Here is a 16,443-nt window from a genome sequence, read left to right as displayed (position 1 = left end):
GGGGGCATCGCCGGCTCGCTCGCGGACCGCTGAACCGGCGCATCCGGCATCCCGCGGTCCGCCCGTCGCGCGTCGGCGCGCCGGACGGTGCCCATCACGCCGGCGATGATCGCATCGACCGTGCGCTCGGCGAGGCGGTCGACCTCCGGCGCAGCACAGTGCCGAAGCGGACCGTGCAGCACGAGCCCCGCGAACCCGTGCACGGCCGACCAGCACAGCCACTGAGCCCCTGACCGTCTCTCGCTGCTCAGGACGCCCTCGCGCACCAGATCGTCGAGGGCCTCGGTCAGCGCCGCGTACGGCGGCGCAGGGGGAGTAGCGAGGAGCCCATCCCTGCCCGCGCCGAAGAAGGCGACCGAGAACCATCCGGGCTCGCGTCGTGCGAAGGCGATGTACGCCAGCCCGACGGATCGGAGACGCTGGATCGCGCGGTCATGCGCGAACTGTCCGGCCTCCCGCATGCGCATCTCCCGGGCGAGGGACGCCAGGATCTCTGCCGCGACGGCATCCAGGAGCGCGTCTCTGTGCTCGAAATGCCGGTACACGGCGTTGGCCGACACCCCGAGGGCCCGCGCGAGGTCGCGCAGACGGAGGGCGTCGGGTCCGCCGAGCCTGGTCGCCTCGAGCCCGGCCTGGATCAGCGCCTGACGGAGGTCTCCGTGATGGTAGGGCTTGGCATCCATGGCTCTTGAGGCTCCTCGATCGTGCTGTTAGCCTTGCGGGCAACCGAATGTTCACACTGTACACATCGGTGTGTGCGCGCCGGCCGCCGGCACGGAACCAACAGGCGCCAGAACGCACAGGCACCGGACGAACAGGCTCAGAACGCACAGGCGTCGAACGAACAGGAGAGAGCGATGACCGCACTACCGCCCGTCGTGGATGCCGACACCTGGCGGAGCGAGCTCGAGGAGCTGCGCCGCCGCGAGAAGGCCGCGACGAAGGAGCTGGACGCGATCGCCGCGCAGCGCAGGCGACTGCCCATGGTGCGCATGCCCGAATACGTCCTCGAGGGTGAGGACGGTCCGATCCGGCTCGTCGACGTCTTCGACGGCGCGTCGCAGCTCATCGTCTACAACCACATGTGGTTCGACGACGAGGAGTGGCAGTGCCCCGGCTGCACCGGCTTCACCTCGCAGTTCACGAGGCTCGAATTCCTGAAGCCCTACGACGCCCGCTTCGTCATCGTGACCCAGGGACCGATCGACCAGGCCCTGGAGTACAAGCGCAGAGTCGGCAACCGCATGTCGTGGTACTCGACGGCGAACAGCGACTTCGGCGCCGACGTCGACGCGCCGTCCGGTGGCGGATTCGCGCTGAACGTCTTCCTTCGCGACGGCGACACCGTCTACCGAACCTGGCACACGAACGGCAGGGGCGTCGAACAGGTCAGCCATACGTTCCCGCTCATCGACCTTCTGCCGTACGGACGCCGCGAGGAGTGGCAGGACTCTCCGGAGGGCTGGCCGCGCGTGCCCACGTACAGCGGATGGGCCTCGTCCCAGGACATCGCAGCGGCGTACGGCCCGGGGGACTGATCCGCAGCGACAGAGCGTCCAGAGCGTCGCGGCCTGACGGCAGCTCGGGAACGCCCCGCTTCCACGAAGCGGCGGCGGCACGGCCGACCAGGTCGTCACCGAAGCACCGACCTCGCCGTCGTCCAACCCCAGAGGCGGCTGCGTATTCGACCGGGGACGTGCCACGCCCTGTAGAATCGTGGGGTTCAGGAGTGCAGCGCTCGCACTCGCAAGCCATCCGCACAATCCTTCCTCGGTGTCACCGACCCGCGATGACACGAAGCGGGGTCGGAGCCGGTCTGAAGCCGGTCACGGGCGGCAGGAAAACGAGGTAATCACAATGTCAGACGTTCTCATCGACCGTCCGGAGCTCGCTGGCCTCGGCCAGTACGAGTTCGGCTGGGCCGATCCAGACGAGGCGGGGGCCGTCGCTCGACGCGGTCTCTCGGACGAGGTCGTGCGCGACATCTCCGCTCTCAAGAACGAGCCGGAATGGATGCTCCAGCGCCGCCTGAAGGCGCTCCAGCTCTTCCAGCGCAAACCGATGCCGACCTGGGGAGCCGATCTCTCCGAGATCGACTTCGACAACATCAAGTACTTCGTGCGCTCGACCGAGAAGCAGGCCCAGACCTGGGACGACCTGCCTGAGGACATCAAGAACACGTACGAGAAGCTCGGAATCCCCGAGGCGGAGCGCCAGCGTCTCGTCGGCGGCGTCGCGGCGCAGTACGAGTCGGAGGTGGTCTACCACCAGATCCGCGACGACCTCGAGGCCCAGGGCGTCATCTTCATGGACACCGACACGGCCCTTCGCGAGCACCCCGAGTACTTCGAGGAGTACTTCGGCACGGTGATCCCGGCAGGCGACAACAAGTTCGCCTCGCTGAACACCGCCGTGTGGTCGGGCGGCTCCTTCGTGTACGTGCCGAAGGGCGTGCACGTCGAGATCCCGCTGCAGGCCTACTTCCGCATCAACACGGAGAACATGGGCCAGTTCGAGCGGACCCTCATCATCGCTGACGAAGACAGCTACGTGCACTACATTGAGGGCTGCACGGCTCCGATCTACAAGTCGGACTCGCTGCACTCGGCCGTGGTCGAGATCGTGGTGAAGAAGGGCGCACGCGTTCGCTACACGACGATCCAGAACTGGTCGAACAACGTGTACAACCTGGTGACCAAGCGCGCCATCGCGCACGAGGGCGCCACCATGGAGTGGATCGACGGCAATATCGGGTCCAAGGTGACCATGAAGTATCCGTCCATCTACCTGGCGGGGGAGCACGCCAAGGGCGAGACGCTTTCCGTGGCGTTCGCCGGCCCCGGTCAGCACCAGGACGCCGGAGCGAAGATGATCCACATGGCGCCGTACACCCAGTCGTCGATCGTCTCCAAGTCCATCGCGCGAGGCGGCGGACGGGCCGGATACCGCGGCGAGGTACGGGTGGAGAAGGATGCCCACCACGCGGCGAACACGGTGCGCTGCGATGCCCTGCTCGTGGACACCATCTCGCGCAGCGACACCTACCCGGCCATCGACATCCGGGTCGACGACGTGCAGCTCGGACACGAGGCGACGGTGTCGCGCGTGAGCGAGGAACAGCTGTTCTACCTGATGAGCCGCGGCATGCCGGAGGACGAGGCGATGGCCATGATCGTGCGCGGGTTCATCGAGCCGATCGCTCGCGAACTGCCCATGGAGTACGCGCTCGAGCTCAACAAACTCATCGAGATGGGCATGGAAGGCAGCGTGGGCTGAGGCATGACGATCACCGAGACCGAACCAGTCTTCGTCCCCGTCCAGACCCGCTCCGAGCGTTTCGCCTCCACCGACGTCGCCGATTTCGACGCCGTCACCGGTCGTGAGGCGACGTGGCGGTACACGCCGGTCGCCCGCATCGCCACGCTGTTCGAGCAAGGCCTCGACGGATCACGATACGAGTACGACCTGCGCTCGGATGCCGGCGTGAGCGCCGAGTGGGTCGCCCGCGACCACGAGCTCGTGGGAGCGGCGGGCGTTCCCGAGGAGAGGGCGTCCGCGAACGCCTGGAGCAGCTTCGCCGAGGCGTTGCTCGTCACCGTGACCGGACAGCCAGGCGAGGCCGTGCTCACCAGGAGCACGCTCGGCACCGCCGACCGCGCGGCGCACACCGTCATCCACGCCACGGCGGGCAGCTCCGCGACGCTGGTGCTCCGCAACACCGGAGACGCCAGCCTCACGGAGAACGTCGAGATCGTGCTCGACGACGGTGCGCAGCTCACTCTCGTCAGCGTGCAGGAGTGGTCGGACGAGTCCCGTCAGGTCTCGACGCACTTCGCCTCCGTGGGCAGGGATGCGCACCTCAAGCACATCGTCGTCACGCTCGGCGGCTCCTTCGTGCGGCTGAACCCCGCCGTGCACCTCGCGGGACCGGGAGCCGAGATCGAGGCCTACGGCGCGTACTTCGCCGACGCCGGCCAGTACATCGAGCATCAGGTGTACGTCTTCCACGACGACCAGCACCAGCGCAGCCGCGTGACGTACAAGGGAGCGCTGCAGGGCGCATCCGCGCACACGGTGTGGATCGGCGATGTGCTCATCGGCCAGAAAGCGGTCGGAACAGACAGCTACGAGCAGAATCGCAACCTCGTGCTCACCGACGGCGCCCGCGCGGACTCCGTGCCGAACCTCGAGATCGAGATCGGCGACATCGTCGGAGCCGGCCACGCCAGCGCGACCGGCCGATTCGACGACGAGCAGCTGTTCTACCTGCAGTCCCGCGGCATCACGGAAGACGAGGCGCGCCGTCTCGTCGTTCGCGGATTCCTGGTGGAGATCGTGCAGCAGATCGGCTCGCCCGAGCTCGAGGAGCACCTCCAGGCCGCCATCGAGGCCGAGCTCGCGGGCGGCGCGTCCGCTGGAGAGCGGGCATGAGCGCCGAACGCGTCTGCGCTGCCGCCGAGCTCGTCGAGAACCAGGCCAGGCGAGTGGTCGTCGGCGGGGTGCCGATCGCGCTCGTCAAGGACTCGGCAGGCGACGTCCACGCCATCGGCGACACCTGCACCCATGGCGACATCTCGCTGTCCGAGGGCTTCATCGAGGGCGAGGCCATCGAGTGCTGGGCCCACGGCTCGCAGTTCTCGCTCCTCACCGGCCAGCCGCTCAACCTCCCGGCCTACGAGCCGGTCCCCGTTTTCACCGTCGACGTGGTCGACGGAGACATCTTCATCGACCCGACCATCACGAAAGCCATCTGATCCCATGTCAACACTCGCCATCCGAGGCCTGCACGTCACCGTCGAGACCGACCAGGGCACCAAGGAGATCCTGCGCGGAGTCGACCTCACCATCAACACGGGTGAGATCCACGCCATCATGGGCCCCAACGGCTCGGGCAAGTCCACGCTCGCATACACGATCGCCGGCCATCCCAAGTACACCGTCACGGCAGGCACCATCGAGCTCGACGGCGAGGACGTGCTCGCCATGACCGTCGACCAGCGCGCCAGGGCAGGACTCTTCCTCGCCATGCAGTACCCGGTCGAGATCCCGGGCGTGACGAACACGAACTTCCTGCGCACGGCCAAGACCGCCATCGACGGCGACGCGCCCTCCATCCGCACATGGACCAAGGACGTCAAGACGGCCATGTCCAACCTCAAGATGGACTCCTCGTTCGCCTCCCGCAACGTCAACGAGGGCTTCTCCGGAGGCGAGAAGAAGCGCAACGAGATCCTCCAGCTCGAGCTGCTGAAGCCGAAGTTCGCCGTTCTCGACGAGACCGACTCCGGCCTCGACATCGACGCGTTGAAGATCGTCTCCGAAGGTGTGAACCGGGCGCACGACACCACCAACCTCGGCGTGCTGCTCATCACGCACTACACCCGCATCCTGCGGTACATCAAGCCGGACTTCGTGCACGTGTTCGTCGCCGGACGCGTGGCAGAAGAGGGCGGTCCCGAGCTGGCCGAGCAGCTGGAGGAGGAGGGCTACGTGCGCTTCGTCTCCGACGGCGAAGACGACACGGATGCCGTGCTCTCCGACGACCAGGCGGCAGCGGCCGCCACGCGCTCCTGAACCGGGAAGCGTAGGCTTTTCGCATGGTTTCCACGCTCGCTCCCACCCTCTACGACCAGGTCGAAGAGGCGCTCAAGGACGTGATGGACCCGGAGCTCGGCGTCAATGTCGTCGACCTGGGACTCATCTACGACCTGGCATGGGATGACGAGAACGATGCTCTCGTCATCTCGATGACGCTGACCAGCGCCGGATGCCCGCTCACCGACGTGCTCGAGGACCAGACCGCAGAAGCCCTCGACGGGGTGGTCGAACGGTTCCGCATCAACTGGGTGTGGATGCCGCCGTGGGGACCTGAGCGCATCACCGAAGACGGCCGCGACATGATGCGGGCGCTCGGTTTCGCCATCTGAGCCTTTTTGCACGCCGCGCGAGCGGCGGCGTGCCGCAGTTGGCAGCCCCTGTGGTTGCGTCCGGCGGCGTACGCGCCGCCGCCGTGTGGAGCGTGTCGCGTCCCGCAGGATGGTGGCTCGTCCCCATGCCCAGCCGATGGGGGCCGCCGGAACGGTCTGGCATGCCGGCCACCGGGTCCGCAGTGCGCTGAGCTCGCTCCGGTAACCTGATATCGCGCCTTCGCGCTTCATCCCACACACCTCGACAGAACTGGAACACGCCTGTGCTCGCCGTGCACGACCTCGAGATCCGCGTCGGCGCGCGCACGCTCATGTCCGGCGTGTCCTTCCGCGTCGCCGCGGGGGACAAGATCGGGCTGGTCGGCAGGAACGGCGCAGGCAAGACCACCTTGACCAAGGTGCTCGCGGGCGATCTGCTGCCCAGCGAGGGCACCGTGCAGCGCTCGGACGACCTCGGCTACCTGCCGCAGGATCCGCGCACCGGAGACCCGGAGATGCTCGCGCGCACGCGCATCCTGGATGCCCGCGGTCTCGGCTCGCTGGCCATCGGCATGCACGAGGCGTCGCTCGGCATGGCATCCGATGACGCGGACGAGGCCGCGAAGGCGATGCGCAGGTACGCCAACCTGACCGAGCGTTTCGAGACGCTCGGCGGATACGCCGCCGAGGCGGAGGCCGCGTCGATCGCCCACAACCTCTCGTTGCCCGACCGCATCCTCGACCAGCCGCTCAAGACCCTCTCCGGCGGCCAGCGCCGTCGCATCGAGCTGGCTCGCATCCTGTTCTCGGATGCCGACACCATGATCCTCGACGAGCCCACGAACCACCTCGATGCCGACTCCGTCGTGTGGTTGCGCGACTTCCTGAAGAGCTTCAAGGGCGGACTGATCGTGATCAGCCACGACATCGAGCTCGTGGGGGAGACGGTCAACAAGGTCTTCTACCTCGACGCGAACCGGCAGGTGATCGACATCTACAACATGGGCTGGAAGGCCTACCTGAGTCAGCGCGCCGCGGACGAGGAACGCCGGAAGAAGGAACGCGCGAACGCGGAGAAGAAGGCGTCGGCGCTGCAGGCTCAGGCCGCGAAGTTCGGCGCGAAGGCCACCAAGGCGGCCGCGGCCCATCAGATGGTCGCGCGAGCCGAGCGGCTGCTGAGTGGGCTCGAGGAGGTTCGGCAGGAGGACCGCGTCGCGAAGCTGCGGTTCCCCAGTCCCGCGCCGTGCGGGCGCACACCGCTCATGGCATCGGATCTGTCTAAGAGCTACGGCTCGCTCGAGATCTTCACGGCCGTCGATCTCGCGATCGACAGGGGATCGAAGGTGGTCGTCATCGGCCTGAACGGCGCGGGCAAGACCACTCTGCTGCGCATCCTCGGCGGCATCGACGTTCCGGACACCGGAGCGGTCGAGCCAGGTCACGGCCTGCGCATCGGGTACTACGCGCAGGAGCACGAGACGATCGACGTGGCCCGCACCGTGCTGCAGAACATGGTCTCCAGCTCGCCGAATCTCACCGAGACCGAGGCCAGGAAGGTGCTCGGATCGTTCCTGTTCACGGGCGACGACGTGCACAAGCCCGCGGGCGTGCTCTCCGGCGGAGAGAAGACCCGGCTTGCGCTCGCCATGATCGTGGTGTCGGGGGCCAACGTGCTGCTGCTCGACGAGCCGACCAACAACCTTGACCCGGCGAGCAGAGAGCAGATCCTGGATGCCCTGGCCCACTACGAAGGCGCCGTCGTGCTCGTCTCGCACGACCCGGGTGCCGTGGAGGCGCTGAACCCGGAGCGGGTGCTGATCCTGCCGGACGGCGTTGAGGACCACTGGAACGCGGACTACGCGGAGCTCATCGCGCTGGCGTGAGGTCGTCTTCACGAGCCACCACGGCGGTCCCGCCACAGACGTGCTATTCCGACGTGGCCTGTCCCGGATCGACCTGTCCCGGATCGGCCCGTTCCCCCTCCGCAGCGAGAGGCTGAACGGTCAGAGGGAAGTCCCTGGACGCCAGGAATCCGCGCAGGAACTCCACGTGCTCATCGCAGGCCAGCCATGTCTTGCGGCGATCCTCGGAGTGGATGCGCGGATTACGCCAGTCGATGCGCCACGTCGCATGCTCACGACACCCCGCTCTCGAACACGTCGCGGTGACCGGCGCTCCGCCGAGAGCGTCGAGCAGGCTCACGCTCTGGAACCAGGCGGCCGCCGGTCGCCGGTTGCCGACGCGCCAGGCGAGGTCGAGGCATCCGCTGGGCGACCTTCGCCTGCGCGCTGTTCTCCGCCGTCCTCTTCTCCGGCGCCACGTTCACCGGACCGCTGTTGTCCGCCGTCCTGTTCGCCGGTGCCCTGCTCGCCAGCGGCAGGTTGTCCTCCGGCCTCTTCCCACGTGCCGGCACCGGGCACGCCGTCGACACGCACGATCGCTCCAGGGCGCTCGGGAGCAGCCGGCCGCGCCCTGGCGACGTTCGCTATCACGACGGCGAAGTACGGGAGGAAGACGGCGCCGGCAGCGGGGATGAGAATCCACCACCCGCGCACCCAGAGCAGAGAGACCAGGCACAGCACACGGATCGACATCATGATCGTGTACTCGAGCATGCGGTGGCCCCTGTCTGCCGCCGGAGCCGCCGGCAGCGCGGTGATCGACTGAGGTTTCATCGCATGAGGCTCCTGGAGCGGATCGCCGGTGCGTTCCGCCCCTCCAGCCTACGTGCCGATCCCCGCTCCGGACCGTCGCGCGACGGATTGGATGCATCGTTCGGGCTCGTAGACTGGGACCCGTTTGCATTCGCCCCCCACCCCTGACGAGGACTCTCTATGACGACGCCCCGAACCGTGCTGGTCACCGGAGGAAACCGCGGCATCGGCCGCGCCATCGCCGAGGAATTCGTCGCACGCGGCCACCGGGTCGCCGTGACGGCCAGGAGCGGGGAGGGCCCGATCGGATCGCTGACGGTGCGCGCCGACGTGACCGACAGCGAGCAGGTCGACTCGGCCTTCTCGGCGGTCGAGGCCGAACTGGGGCCGGTCGAGGTGGTCGTGGCGAACGCGGGCATCACGCGCGACACGCTCCTCCTGCGCATGAGCGACGACGACTTCGACACCGTCGTCGACACGAACCTGGGCGGCGCCTTCCGGGTGGTCAAGCGTGCGTCGAAGGGGATGCTCAAGGCCCGCTTCGGACGCGTCATCCTGATCTCGAGCGTGGTCGGCCTGTACGGCGCACCCGGGCAGGTCAACTACTCGGCGTCGAAGGCGGGACTCGTCGGAATCGCGCGTTCCCTCACCCGCGAACTGGGCGCCCGCGGCATCACGGCGAACGTCGTGGCGCCGGGATTCATCGCCACGGACATGACGGCGGCGCTGCCGGACGAGCAGCAGGCCGAATACAAGAAGGCGATCCCCGTGGGGCGCTACGGCGAGGCGTCCGAGGTCGCCAAGGCCGTCGCGTGGCTGGCCTCGGACGACGCCGCCTACATCAGCGGCGCGGTGATCCCCGTCGACGGCGGACTCGGAATGGGGCACTAGCACCGCTCTTCCGCCGGCTCGGGCGGCGGAAGAGCGGGCGCCGTTCAGCAACCCGGACTAGCGTCGTCGGCGAAGGCGAACCCCCACGGGCGGAGATGTCCGCGGTGGTCACGGCGTCCGCGACGAGCGAAGAGAGGACCGAGCACGTCTACCGAAAGGCACCCGGACAAGGCGCTCGCACGCACGACGGGTGAGCTCGCCCGCCGCACGGCGCCGTCGGGCGCCGTGGCGAGACCGGCTGCCGTCTACGACACCGTCACCGAGGGCCTCACCGGATGGCAGTTCCTGCGCACCGGGCGCTGGATCGCCTACCTGGCTGCCGCGATCGTGTTCGCGCTGATCTGCGCCGGACTCGCGCTCTGGCAGTTCGACAGAGGCAGAGAGGCCTCGGCCGACAATCACCTGTACTCCGCCAACTTCGCGGCGGCGACCGTGCCGTTGACGATCGCGCTGCCCACGCTGTCGTCCTACTCGCCCGATCAGGTCTGGCGTGCCGTGAGCGCGCACGGCACGTGGGATGCCAGCCATCAGTACTACCTGCGCAACAGCGTGCGCAGCGGTGAGACCGGGTTCGACGTGATCACCGCTTTCCGCACGGATTCGGGTGCGACCCTCTTCGTCGACAGGGGATGGGTGGCGGCATCCGGCAACGGAACGCAGCCTGCCGCCCGGCCCGCTCCACCGGATGGCGACGTCGATCTCGTGGCGCGCCTGCAGCCCAGCCAGGCCAAGCGCGGCGAAGGCGGCATCAGCGGGCATCAGATCGAGTCGGTCGACCTCGCCGAGCTCGGTCCGAACGTCGGCGGCAAGGTGTACTCGGCCGCGTGGGGCGTCATCGTGTCGCCGAGGTCCTCAGCCCAGGGGCTCGCGCGCATCCAGGCAACCCCTCCCGCCGAGGGCGTCGGATACCACTACTCGTACCTGGTGCAGTGGATCCTGTTCGCGCTCATCGGCTTCTTCCTGTTCTTCAGGGGCGCTGTGCGCGAATACCGCCGGCTCAACGCGGACGATCCGCAGGAGCAGCAACGTGAAGCGGAACGCGTGCGCAAGCGGGCGCGCAAAGCCTTCACCGACGAGGAGATCGAGGACGAGTCCCTCGACGGATTCCTGCCGCTCAGCAGATGGACGGGAAGACAGGGCCTGCCGTCCAGTGCTGCATCCGGACCGGCGAAGCCCGCACTGACCGGCACCCCGATCCCGTTCGAGAACCCCGAGCCGCACGCCGCGCAGCCCGATGTCGAGGGCGGACGCGGCGGTCAAGACGACACGATTCTCGTGCTCGGCCCGGGAGGCGACCTCGCGCAAAACCGTGGGGACGACGGCGATCCGGTCGCCGGCGACGGTGTCGCGAACGCGCCCGATGGCACGTCGAAGGTGACCGGCCGGGACTCCGACGCCGAGTCGTCCTCGAACTGACCGCGACGGGGTCTGCCCGTGCGTGCCGCGGCGTCGGCCGGACGGCTCAGCCGCGCAGGCCGAGCAGCGGCAGCACCTGGGACAGGTCTCTGGCGTCGACGGCCACGTTCGCCGCAGCCCGTACGGCCGGTTTGGCACAGAACGCGACGGACAGCGCGGCGGCCCGCATCATGCGCAGGTCGTTCGCTCCATCGCCGATCGCGACGGTTCTGGCGAGCGGAACACAGGCATCCGTCGCCCACTCGCGCAACGCTCGCTCCTTGGCCGCGGCGTCGATCACGGGTCCGTCGACGATCCCGGTGAGCACTCCGTGCGAGACCTCGAGCCGATTGGCGCGCCACCGGTCGAGACCCAGTCGGTCGGCCAGGCCGTCGACGAGCTCATGGAATCCGCCGGAGACGACCCCGACGATGCCGCCCGCCGCGTGGACGGCATCCACAAGCTCCGGCACGCCGTCCGTGACGCGGATGCGCTCGGCCACATCGGCGAAGACGGATTCCGGCAGACCGCGCAGGGTCGCCACCCGCTCCCGCAGGCTCTGCTCGAAGTCGAGCTCGCCTCGCATGGCGCGCTCGGTGATGTCGGCGACGCGCTCACCCGCGCCGGCATGGTCCGCGAGCAGTTCGATCACTTCGTCGTGGATGAGAGTGGAATCCACATCGAGCACCACGAGCACGCGGGCGGCCGCTGCGGCTGCACTCATCGGACGGCTGTGCTCATGAAAGAACCGTGCTCATGCAAGGACGTGCTCATGGAACGACGTGGACTCCCTTGCCGACGACCGTGAGGCCGGATGACGTCACCGTGAAACCGCGGGCGCGGTCGCGCTCCGGGTCGACGCCGATCTTCGCACCTTCGCTCACGACGACGTCCTTGTCGAGGATAGCCCGCCCCACGAAGGCGTTCGGCTCGATCACGGCACGGTCGAAGATCACCGAGTCCACAACGTGGGCGCCGGACTCCACCTTCGCCCACGGCCCGAGCACGCTGCGCTCCAGGTGCGCACCGCTGATCACGGATCCGAGCGAGACGATCGAGTCGATGGTGGTGCCCACCGCGCCCCGCACGTCGCGCACGAGCTTGGCAGGCGGCGAGTTGAGCTGCTGGCTGAAGATCGGCCACCTGTCGTTGTACAGGTTGAAGATCGGCAGAGCCGAGACCAGGTCCTGGTGCGCCTCGAAGAACGAGTCGATCGTTCCGACGTCGCGCCAGTAGTAGCGGTCCCGGTCGGTCGATCCCGGCACGTCGTTGCGCTGGAAGTCGTAGACACCCGCCTCGCCTCTCGAGACGAAGTCGGGGATGATGTCGCCGCCCATGTCGTGGTTGGAGTCGGGACGCTCGCCGTCGCGTTGCACCCCGTCGATGAGCGCCTGAGCATCGAAGACGTAGTTGCCCATCGAGGCCAGCACCTCGCCAGGCGAATCCGGAAGCCCGACGGGATCGCTCGGTTTCTCCCGGAACGCCGAGATGCGGTCGCGCTGCCCGGGGTCGACCTCGATCACGCCGAACTGGTCGGCGAGCGAGATCGGCTGCCGGATGGCGGCGACCGTGGCCGGCGCGCCGGAAGCGATGTGGGCATCCAGCATCTGGCCGAAGTCCATGCGGTACACGTGGTCGGCGCCCACGACCGCCACGATGTCCGGCTTCTCGTCGCGGATGAGATTCAGGCTCTGCAGGATCGCGTCGGCCGAGCCGGAGAACCACCGCTTGCCGAGCCGCTGCTGCGCGGGGACAGGCGCGATGTACGAGCCGAGGAGCCCGGACAGGCGCCAGGTCTGGGACACGTGCCGGTCCAGGCTGTGGGACTTGTACTGCGTGAGCACGACGATCTGGCGCAGACCGGAGTTGACCAGGTTCGAGAGCGCGAAGTCGATCAGCCGGTACTGGCCGCCGAACGGAACGGCGGGCTTCGCCCTGTCAGCCGTCAACGGCATCAGGCGTTTGCCCTCGCCACCCGCCAGCACGATGCCGAAGATCTTTTCGCCCGTCATGTCACCACAGTAGAGCCGCGGGTACCGCTGTACTAGCGTCGACGGCATGCGCGTGGACCTCTTGACAAAGGAATATCCGCCGGACATATACGGCGGGGCCGGCGTCCACGTGACCGAGCTGGTGCGCGCGCTCCGGCGGTCGATCGAGGTGCAGGTGCGCTGCTTCGGCGGTCCGCGCGAGGAGACCGACACGACCGGATACCGCGTCCCCGCCGAGCTGAAGGATGCGAACGCGGCGCTCGGCACGCTCGGGGTGGATCTGCAGTTCGCACAGGACTCCGGCGGAGCCGACCTGGTGCACTCGCACACCTGGTACGCGAACGAGGGCGGGCGGCTCGCCGGCATGCTGCACGGCATCCCGCACGTCGTCACCGCGCACAGCCTGGAACCGCTCCGGCCGTGGAAGGCCGAGCAGCTCGGCGGCGGATACCGCGTTTCGAGCTGGGTGGAACGCGACGCGTACGAGAGCGCGGATGCGGTGATCGCGGTGAGCGAGGGCATGCGACGCGACATCCTCCGGGTGTATCCCGACGTGGATCCGGCTCGCACCCACGTGATCTACAACGGCATCGACCTCGAACGCTGGCGCATCGTCGACGAGCCCGACCTGGTGCGCTCGCTCGGCGTCGACCCCGACCGTCCGACGGTGATCTTCGTCGGACGCATCACCAGGCAGAAGGGGCTGCCGTACTTCCTGCGAGCGGCGGCAGGGCTGCCGCCCGAGGTGCAGCTCGTGCTCTGCGCGGGCGCACCTGACACGGCCGAGATCATGGCCGAGGTCGAGGCGCTGGTTCGCGAGCTGCAGGACTCGCGCGACGGCGTCGTGTGGATCGACAGGATGCTGCCGCGGAACGAGCTGTCGGCGCTGCTCAGCGCGGCCACGGTGTTCGTCTGCCCCTCGATCTATGAGCCGCTCGGCATCGTTAACCTCGAAGCCATGGCGTGCGGCCTTCCCGTCGTCGCGACGGCGACGGGCGGCATCCCCGAAGTGGTGGAGGACGGCGTGACGGGACGCCTCGTGCCGATCGAGCAGGCGACGGACGGGACCGGGACGCCACTCGACCCCGAGCGCTTCGTCTCCGACCTGGGAGCGGCGCTCGCCGAGGCGCTCGCCGATCCGGACCGCGCTCATGAGCAGGGCCGGGCCGGCCGGCTGCGCGCGCAGACGCAGTTCAGCTGGCCGGCGATCGCCGACCAGACCCTGGCGCTGTACCGCAGGCTGACCGCGGACAACGGAGCACGGCAGGCATAGCGCAGCACCGGAGATGCCGCGCTCCGGATAGGCCACTGCCCGGATGCGAGCGCGCACGAGCCGCAGCGGCGCGCCGCTAGGCTAGAGGCCATGTCGAACACCGTCCTCTCGTTCAACTCCGTGTCCGTCGTGCGTGACGGGAACGCGATCCTGGACGCTGTCGACTGGACGGTCACGGCCGATCAGAGGTGGGTCATCCTCGGCCCCAACGGCGCGGGCAAGACGACCCTCGTGCAGCTGGCCGCCGCAGCGTCGCATCCCACGTCCGGAAGCGTCACGGTGCTCGACGAAGAGCTCGGCAAGGCCGACCTGGCGGAGTTGAAGCCTCGCATCGGCTACGCGTCGAGCGCGCTGGCGAAGCGCATCCCGAAGCGCGAGTCCGTGCTCGACGTCGTGCTGACGGCCGCGTACTCCGTGACCGGCAGGTGGCACGAGGAGTACGAGGACATCGACACCCGCCGCGCGCGCCGCGTGCTCGCGGAGTGGAAGCTCGACTCGCTCGCCGACCGCACGTTCGGAACGCTGAGCGACGGCGAGCAGAAGCGCGTGCAGATCGCGCGCTCGGTGATGACCGACCCCGAACTGCTCATCCTCGACGAGCCCGCCGCGAGCCTGGACCTCGGCGCGCGCGAGGAGCTCGTCGCCCTGCTGGGCGGATACGCGAGCGACTCTCGCTCACCCGCCATGATCATGGTCACGCATCACGCGGAGGAGATCCCTACCGGGTTCACGCACGTGCTCCTGTTGAAAGACGGCAGGGTCGTCGGCGCCGGCCCCCTTCAGGAGACCCTGACGTCCGAGAACCTGACCGAGACGTTCGGACTTCCGATCGAGGTCGCTTCCGAGCGCGGGCGCTACGCGGCGAGGGCCACGACGGACGCGGACGCGTCCTGAGGCGCTGCACGCCGGAGAGCCGCCGGCCAGGACCGAGCGCGGCCACGTCGGAGAGCCGGCCCGGTCTCTGCTAAACTCTCTCTTTGGCCGTGGATGCTCATCCGGCCCAGCAAAGCTTTCGCACCCGCAGCTGAGCGTCGAGTCTCGAGTCGAGCATTCGAGTTCTCCGAGTGCTTGAGGCCGCGGAGCAGTTGAAACCGCGGAGCATGTGAAACCGCAGAGCAGTTCGATACCCAGCATTTCAAGGAAGTCCTGATGAAGTCTGACATTCACCCCGATTACGCACCGGTGGTCTTCCGTGACCTCGCATCCGGCGCCACGTTCCTGACGCGCTCGACCGTGTCGAGCGAGAAGACGATCGAATGGGAAGACGGCAACACGTACCCCGTGATCGACGTCGAGATCTCCAGCGCCTCGCACCCGTTCTACACGGGCAAGCAGCGCATCCTCGACAGCGCCGGTCGCGTCGAGAAGTTCAACCAGCGCTTCAAGAACTTCGGCAAGTAGAACCAGTCGGCGTTCGGGCGACGTCGCCCACACTGCTCGACGAAAGGGCGGCCGGGTCACCCGGCCGCCCTTTCGCATGCCTCGAGGACGACCGCCGGTACAGCGCGGTGCGCGACAGAGGGTGCTCAGCAGGCCATGCTCAGCTGTGGCGTGCTCGACGGCGCCAGACTCGGCAGCACGGTGCGGGAGCGCTGGCTCGACAGCGCCCTGCTCAGCGACAGGGCCACACGCCCGTCGTCGTGAACAGCGGATCCTTGACGCGCCTGATGTATGCCTGGAAGTCGGCGGCCTGCTCCCGGCACCAGCGCACCTGGAGCCGGTGGAGCTCCTCGATGTCGATCCCGAGTTCGGTGGGGTAGGCGCGCGCGATGGCCTGGGCGACGCGGCCGGCGGCGACGGCATCCGCTCCGGCGTCGTGCGCCCCGACCAGGCTCACGCCGTAGTGGTCGGCCGTGATCGCGAGCGTGCGCTTACCGCGGCGGTACTTGTCGACCGCCTTGTCGATCACGAGCGGGTCGACGACGGGCGACGGTTCGTTCAGCGGCTCGACACCGTGGCGAACCGCTTCGCGCCTGAGCAGCGACAGGTCGTACGGCGCGTTGTACGCGACGATCGGGATGCCCCGCCTCAGCAGCGTGCGCAAGGCCGCCACGATCTCCTGCACGGCGTCGCGCGGCGGGCGTCCCTCCGCTCGCGCGCGCTCCGTGGTGATGCCGTGCACCGCGGTCGCGCCCTCGGGGATGGGCACGCCCGGATCGACGAGCCAGTCGAGGCGCTCGATCACGTCGCCCGCGGCATCCAGCACGCCGACGTGGGCTGAGACGATGCGCGCGGTCTCGATGTCGACTCCCGTGGTCTCCAGGTCGAAGACGCCGAGCTCGTCGTGCCATTGCTTCATGACTGCAACGTTATGGACGACCACCGTCAGCGCG

The 16,443-nt window shown here is 68.3% G+C and carries 18 protein-coding genes; 12 read left to right on the top strand and 6 right to left on the bottom strand.

Annotated elements, in window-relative coordinates; translation table 11 throughout:
• The coding region (locus VHB92_RS12430) for a TetR/AcrR family transcriptional regulator (protein WP_325454072.1) at positions 1-683 on the bottom strand (683 nt) is incomplete at its 3' end.
• Positions 684-857: 174 nt separating this feature from the next.
• On the opposite strand from VHB92_RS12430, the gene VHB92_RS12425 reads away from it, so the two are divergent.
• From VHB92_RS12425 to VHB92_RS12395, 7 genes are all read left to right on the top strand, one after another.
• The gene (locus VHB92_RS12425; RefSeq protein WP_325454071.1) at positions 858-1,538 is read left to right on the top strand and encodes a DUF899 domain-containing protein; all 681 of its coding nucleotides are present in this window, start codon (positions 858-860) and stop codon (positions 1,536-1,538) included.
• Between the two features lie 319 nt (positions 1,539-1,857).
• Positions 1,858-3,276, top strand: a complete 1,419-nt coding sequence (gene sufB, locus VHB92_RS12420) for a Fe-S cluster assembly protein SufB (RefSeq protein WP_325454070.1) — start codon at positions 1,858-1,860, stop codon at positions 3,274-3,276.
• A gap of 3 nt (positions 3,277-3,279) precedes the next feature.
• Positions 3,280-4,431: a Fe-S cluster assembly protein SufD gene (gene sufD / locus VHB92_RS12415; RefSeq protein ID WP_325454069.1), complete on the top strand. Its 1,152-nt coding sequence runs from the start codon at positions 3,280-3,282 to the stop codon at positions 4,429-4,431.
• A complete protein-coding gene (locus tag VHB92_RS12410; RefSeq protein WP_325454068.1) occupies positions 4,428-4,754 on the top strand; it encodes a non-heme iron oxygenase ferredoxin subunit in 327 nt (108 codons plus the stop codon). The genes sufD and VHB92_RS12410 overlap by 4 nt, the downstream gene beginning before the upstream one ends.
• 4 nt (positions 4,755-4,758) lie before the next feature.
• Positions 4,759-5,574, top strand: coding sequence for a Fe-S cluster assembly ATPase SufC (gene sufC, locus VHB92_RS12405; protein ID WP_325454067.1), 816 nt, complete (start codon positions 4,759-4,761; stop codon positions 5,572-5,574).
• Between the two features lie 23 nt (positions 5,575-5,597).
• The gene (locus tag VHB92_RS12400; RefSeq protein ID WP_325454066.1) at positions 5,598-5,927 is read left to right on the top strand and encodes a metal-sulfur cluster assembly factor; all 330 of its coding nucleotides are present in this window, start codon (positions 5,598-5,600) and stop codon (positions 5,925-5,927) included.
• A gap of 263 nt (positions 5,928-6,190) precedes the next feature.
• Positions 6,191-7,789 (top strand): ABC-F family ATP-binding cassette domain-containing protein, encoded by a 1,599-nt coding sequence (locus tag VHB92_RS12395; protein WP_325454065.1) that lies wholly within the window; start codon positions 6,191-6,193, stop codon positions 7,787-7,789.
• Between the two features lie 43 nt (positions 7,790-7,832).
• Here VHB92_RS12395 and VHB92_RS12390 read toward each other — a convergent pair whose 3' ends face one another.
• Positions 7,833-8,102, bottom strand: a complete 270-nt coding sequence (locus VHB92_RS12390) for a hypothetical protein (protein WP_325454077.1) — start codon at positions 8,100-8,102, stop codon at positions 7,833-7,835.
• 2 nt (positions 8,103-8,104) lie between these two features.
• A complete protein-coding gene (locus VHB92_RS12385) occupies positions 8,105-8,581 on the bottom strand; it encodes a DUF3099 domain-containing protein (RefSeq protein ID WP_325454064.1) in 477 nt (158 codons plus the stop codon).
• Positions 8,582-8,740: 159 nt separating this feature from the next.
• Between VHB92_RS12385 and fabG the strand changes: the two genes are divergently transcribed.
• Positions 8,741-9,451: a 3-oxoacyl-ACP reductase FabG gene (gene fabG / locus VHB92_RS12380; RefSeq protein WP_325454063.1), complete on the top strand. Its 711-nt coding sequence runs from the start codon at positions 8,741-8,743 to the stop codon at positions 9,449-9,451.
• Between the two features lie 225 nt (positions 9,452-9,676).
• The gene (locus VHB92_RS12375; RefSeq protein ID WP_325454062.1) at positions 9,677-10,867 is read left to right on the top strand and encodes an SURF1 family protein; all 1,191 of its coding nucleotides are present in this window, start codon (positions 9,677-9,679) and stop codon (positions 10,865-10,867) included.
• Between the two features lie 46 nt (positions 10,868-10,913).
• Here VHB92_RS12375 and serB read toward each other — a convergent pair whose 3' ends face one another.
• Both serB and VHB92_RS12365 read right to left on the bottom strand, forming a co-directional pair.
• Entirely contained in the window at positions 10,914-11,570 is a 657-nt protein-coding gene (gene serB, locus VHB92_RS12370; RefSeq protein ID WP_325454061.1) for a phosphoserine phosphatase SerB, read from the bottom strand.
• Between the two features lie 46 nt (positions 11,571-11,616).
• Positions 11,617-12,858 (bottom strand): glucose-1-phosphate adenylyltransferase, encoded by a 1,242-nt coding sequence (locus tag VHB92_RS12365; RefSeq protein ID WP_325454060.1) that lies wholly within the window; start codon positions 12,856-12,858, stop codon positions 11,617-11,619.
• A gap of 46 nt (positions 12,859-12,904) precedes the next feature.
• Here VHB92_RS12365 and glgA point away from each other — a divergent pair, with 46 nt between their 5' ends.
• The 3 genes from glgA (at position 12,905) to VHB92_RS12350 (ending at position 15,511) form a co-directional block, all read left to right on the top strand.
• Positions 12,905-14,110, top strand: a complete 1,206-nt coding sequence (glgA, locus tag VHB92_RS12360; protein WP_325454059.1) for a glycogen synthase — start codon at positions 12,905-12,907, stop codon at positions 14,108-14,110.
• Positions 14,111-14,200: 90 nt separating this feature from the next.
• Positions 14,201-15,004, top strand: a complete 804-nt coding sequence (locus tag VHB92_RS12355) for an ABC transporter ATP-binding protein (RefSeq protein WP_325454058.1) — start codon at positions 14,201-14,203, stop codon at positions 15,002-15,004.
• A gap of 255 nt (positions 15,005-15,259) precedes the next feature.
• Positions 15,260-15,511 (top strand): type B 50S ribosomal protein L31, encoded by a 252-nt coding sequence (locus tag VHB92_RS12350; protein ID WP_325454057.1) that lies wholly within the window; start codon positions 15,260-15,262, stop codon positions 15,509-15,511.
• 211 nt (positions 15,512-15,722) lie between these two features.
• Here VHB92_RS12350 and VHB92_RS12345 read toward each other — a convergent pair whose 3' ends face one another.
• Positions 15,723-16,409, bottom strand: coding sequence for an exonuclease domain-containing protein (locus VHB92_RS12345; protein WP_325454056.1), 687 nt, complete (start codon positions 16,407-16,409; stop codon positions 15,723-15,725).
• Positions 16,410-16,443 lie beyond the last annotated feature (34 nt).

The sequence above is a fragment of the Humibacter sp. genome (genome assembly GCF_035547335.1).
GTDB lineage: Bacteria > Actinomycetota > Actinomycetes > Actinomycetales > Microbacteriaceae > Humibacter.
Note: the sequence above shows the minus strand (reverse complement) of the source record. Positions and strands in the feature narration are given on the sequence as shown.

Excerpts from the sequence above, each read along its gene's own strand:
- sufC (WP_325454067.1), top strand. The coding sequence starts at position 4,759 with ATGTCAACACTCGCCATCCGAGGCCTGCACGTCACCGTCGAGACCGAC.
- VHB92_RS12410 (WP_325454068.1), top strand. The coding sequence starts at position 4,428 with ATGAGCGCCGAACGCGTCTGCGCTGCCGCCGAGCTCGTCGAGAACCAG.
- VHB92_RS12345 (WP_325454056.1), bottom strand. The coding sequence starts at position 16,409 with ATGAAGCAATGGCACGACGAGCTCGGCGTCTTCGACCTGGAGACCACG.
- VHB92_RS12365 (WP_325454060.1), bottom strand. The coding sequence starts at position 12,858 with ATGACGGGCGAAAAGATCTTCGGCATCGTGCTGGCGGGTGGCGAGGGC.
- VHB92_RS12385 (WP_325454064.1), bottom strand. The coding sequence starts at position 8,581 with ATGAAACCTCAGTCGATCACCGCGCTGCCGGCGGCTCCGGCGGCAGAC.
- sufD (WP_325454069.1), top strand. The coding sequence starts at position 3,280 with ATGACGATCACCGAGACCGAACCAGTCTTCGTCCCCGTCCAGACCCGC.
- VHB92_RS12350 (WP_325454057.1), top strand. The coding sequence starts at position 15,260 with ATGAAGTCTGACATTCACCCCGATTACGCACCGGTGGTCTTCCGTGAC.
- VHB92_RS12400 (WP_325454066.1), top strand. The coding sequence starts at position 5,598 with ATGGTTTCCACGCTCGCTCCCACCCTCTACGACCAGGTCGAAGAGGCG.
- serB (WP_325454061.1), bottom strand. The coding sequence starts at position 11,570 with ATGAGTGCAGCCGCAGCGGCCGCCCGCGTGCTCGTGGTGCTCGATGTG.
- sufB (WP_325454070.1), top strand. The coding sequence starts at position 1,858 with ATGTCAGACGTTCTCATCGACCGTCCGGAGCTCGCTGGCCTCGGCCAG.
- fabG (WP_325454063.1), top strand. The coding sequence starts at position 8,741 with ATGACGACGCCCCGAACCGTGCTGGTCACCGGAGGAAACCGCGGCATC.
- glgA (WP_325454059.1), top strand. The coding sequence starts at position 12,905 with ATGCGCGTGGACCTCTTGACAAAGGAATATCCGCCGGACATATACGGC.
- VHB92_RS12425 (WP_325454071.1), top strand. The coding sequence starts at position 858 with ATGACCGCACTACCGCCCGTCGTGGATGCCGACACCTGGCGGAGCGAG.
- VHB92_RS12355 (WP_325454058.1), top strand. The coding sequence starts at position 14,201 with ATGTCGAACACCGTCCTCTCGTTCAACTCCGTGTCCGTCGTGCGTGAC.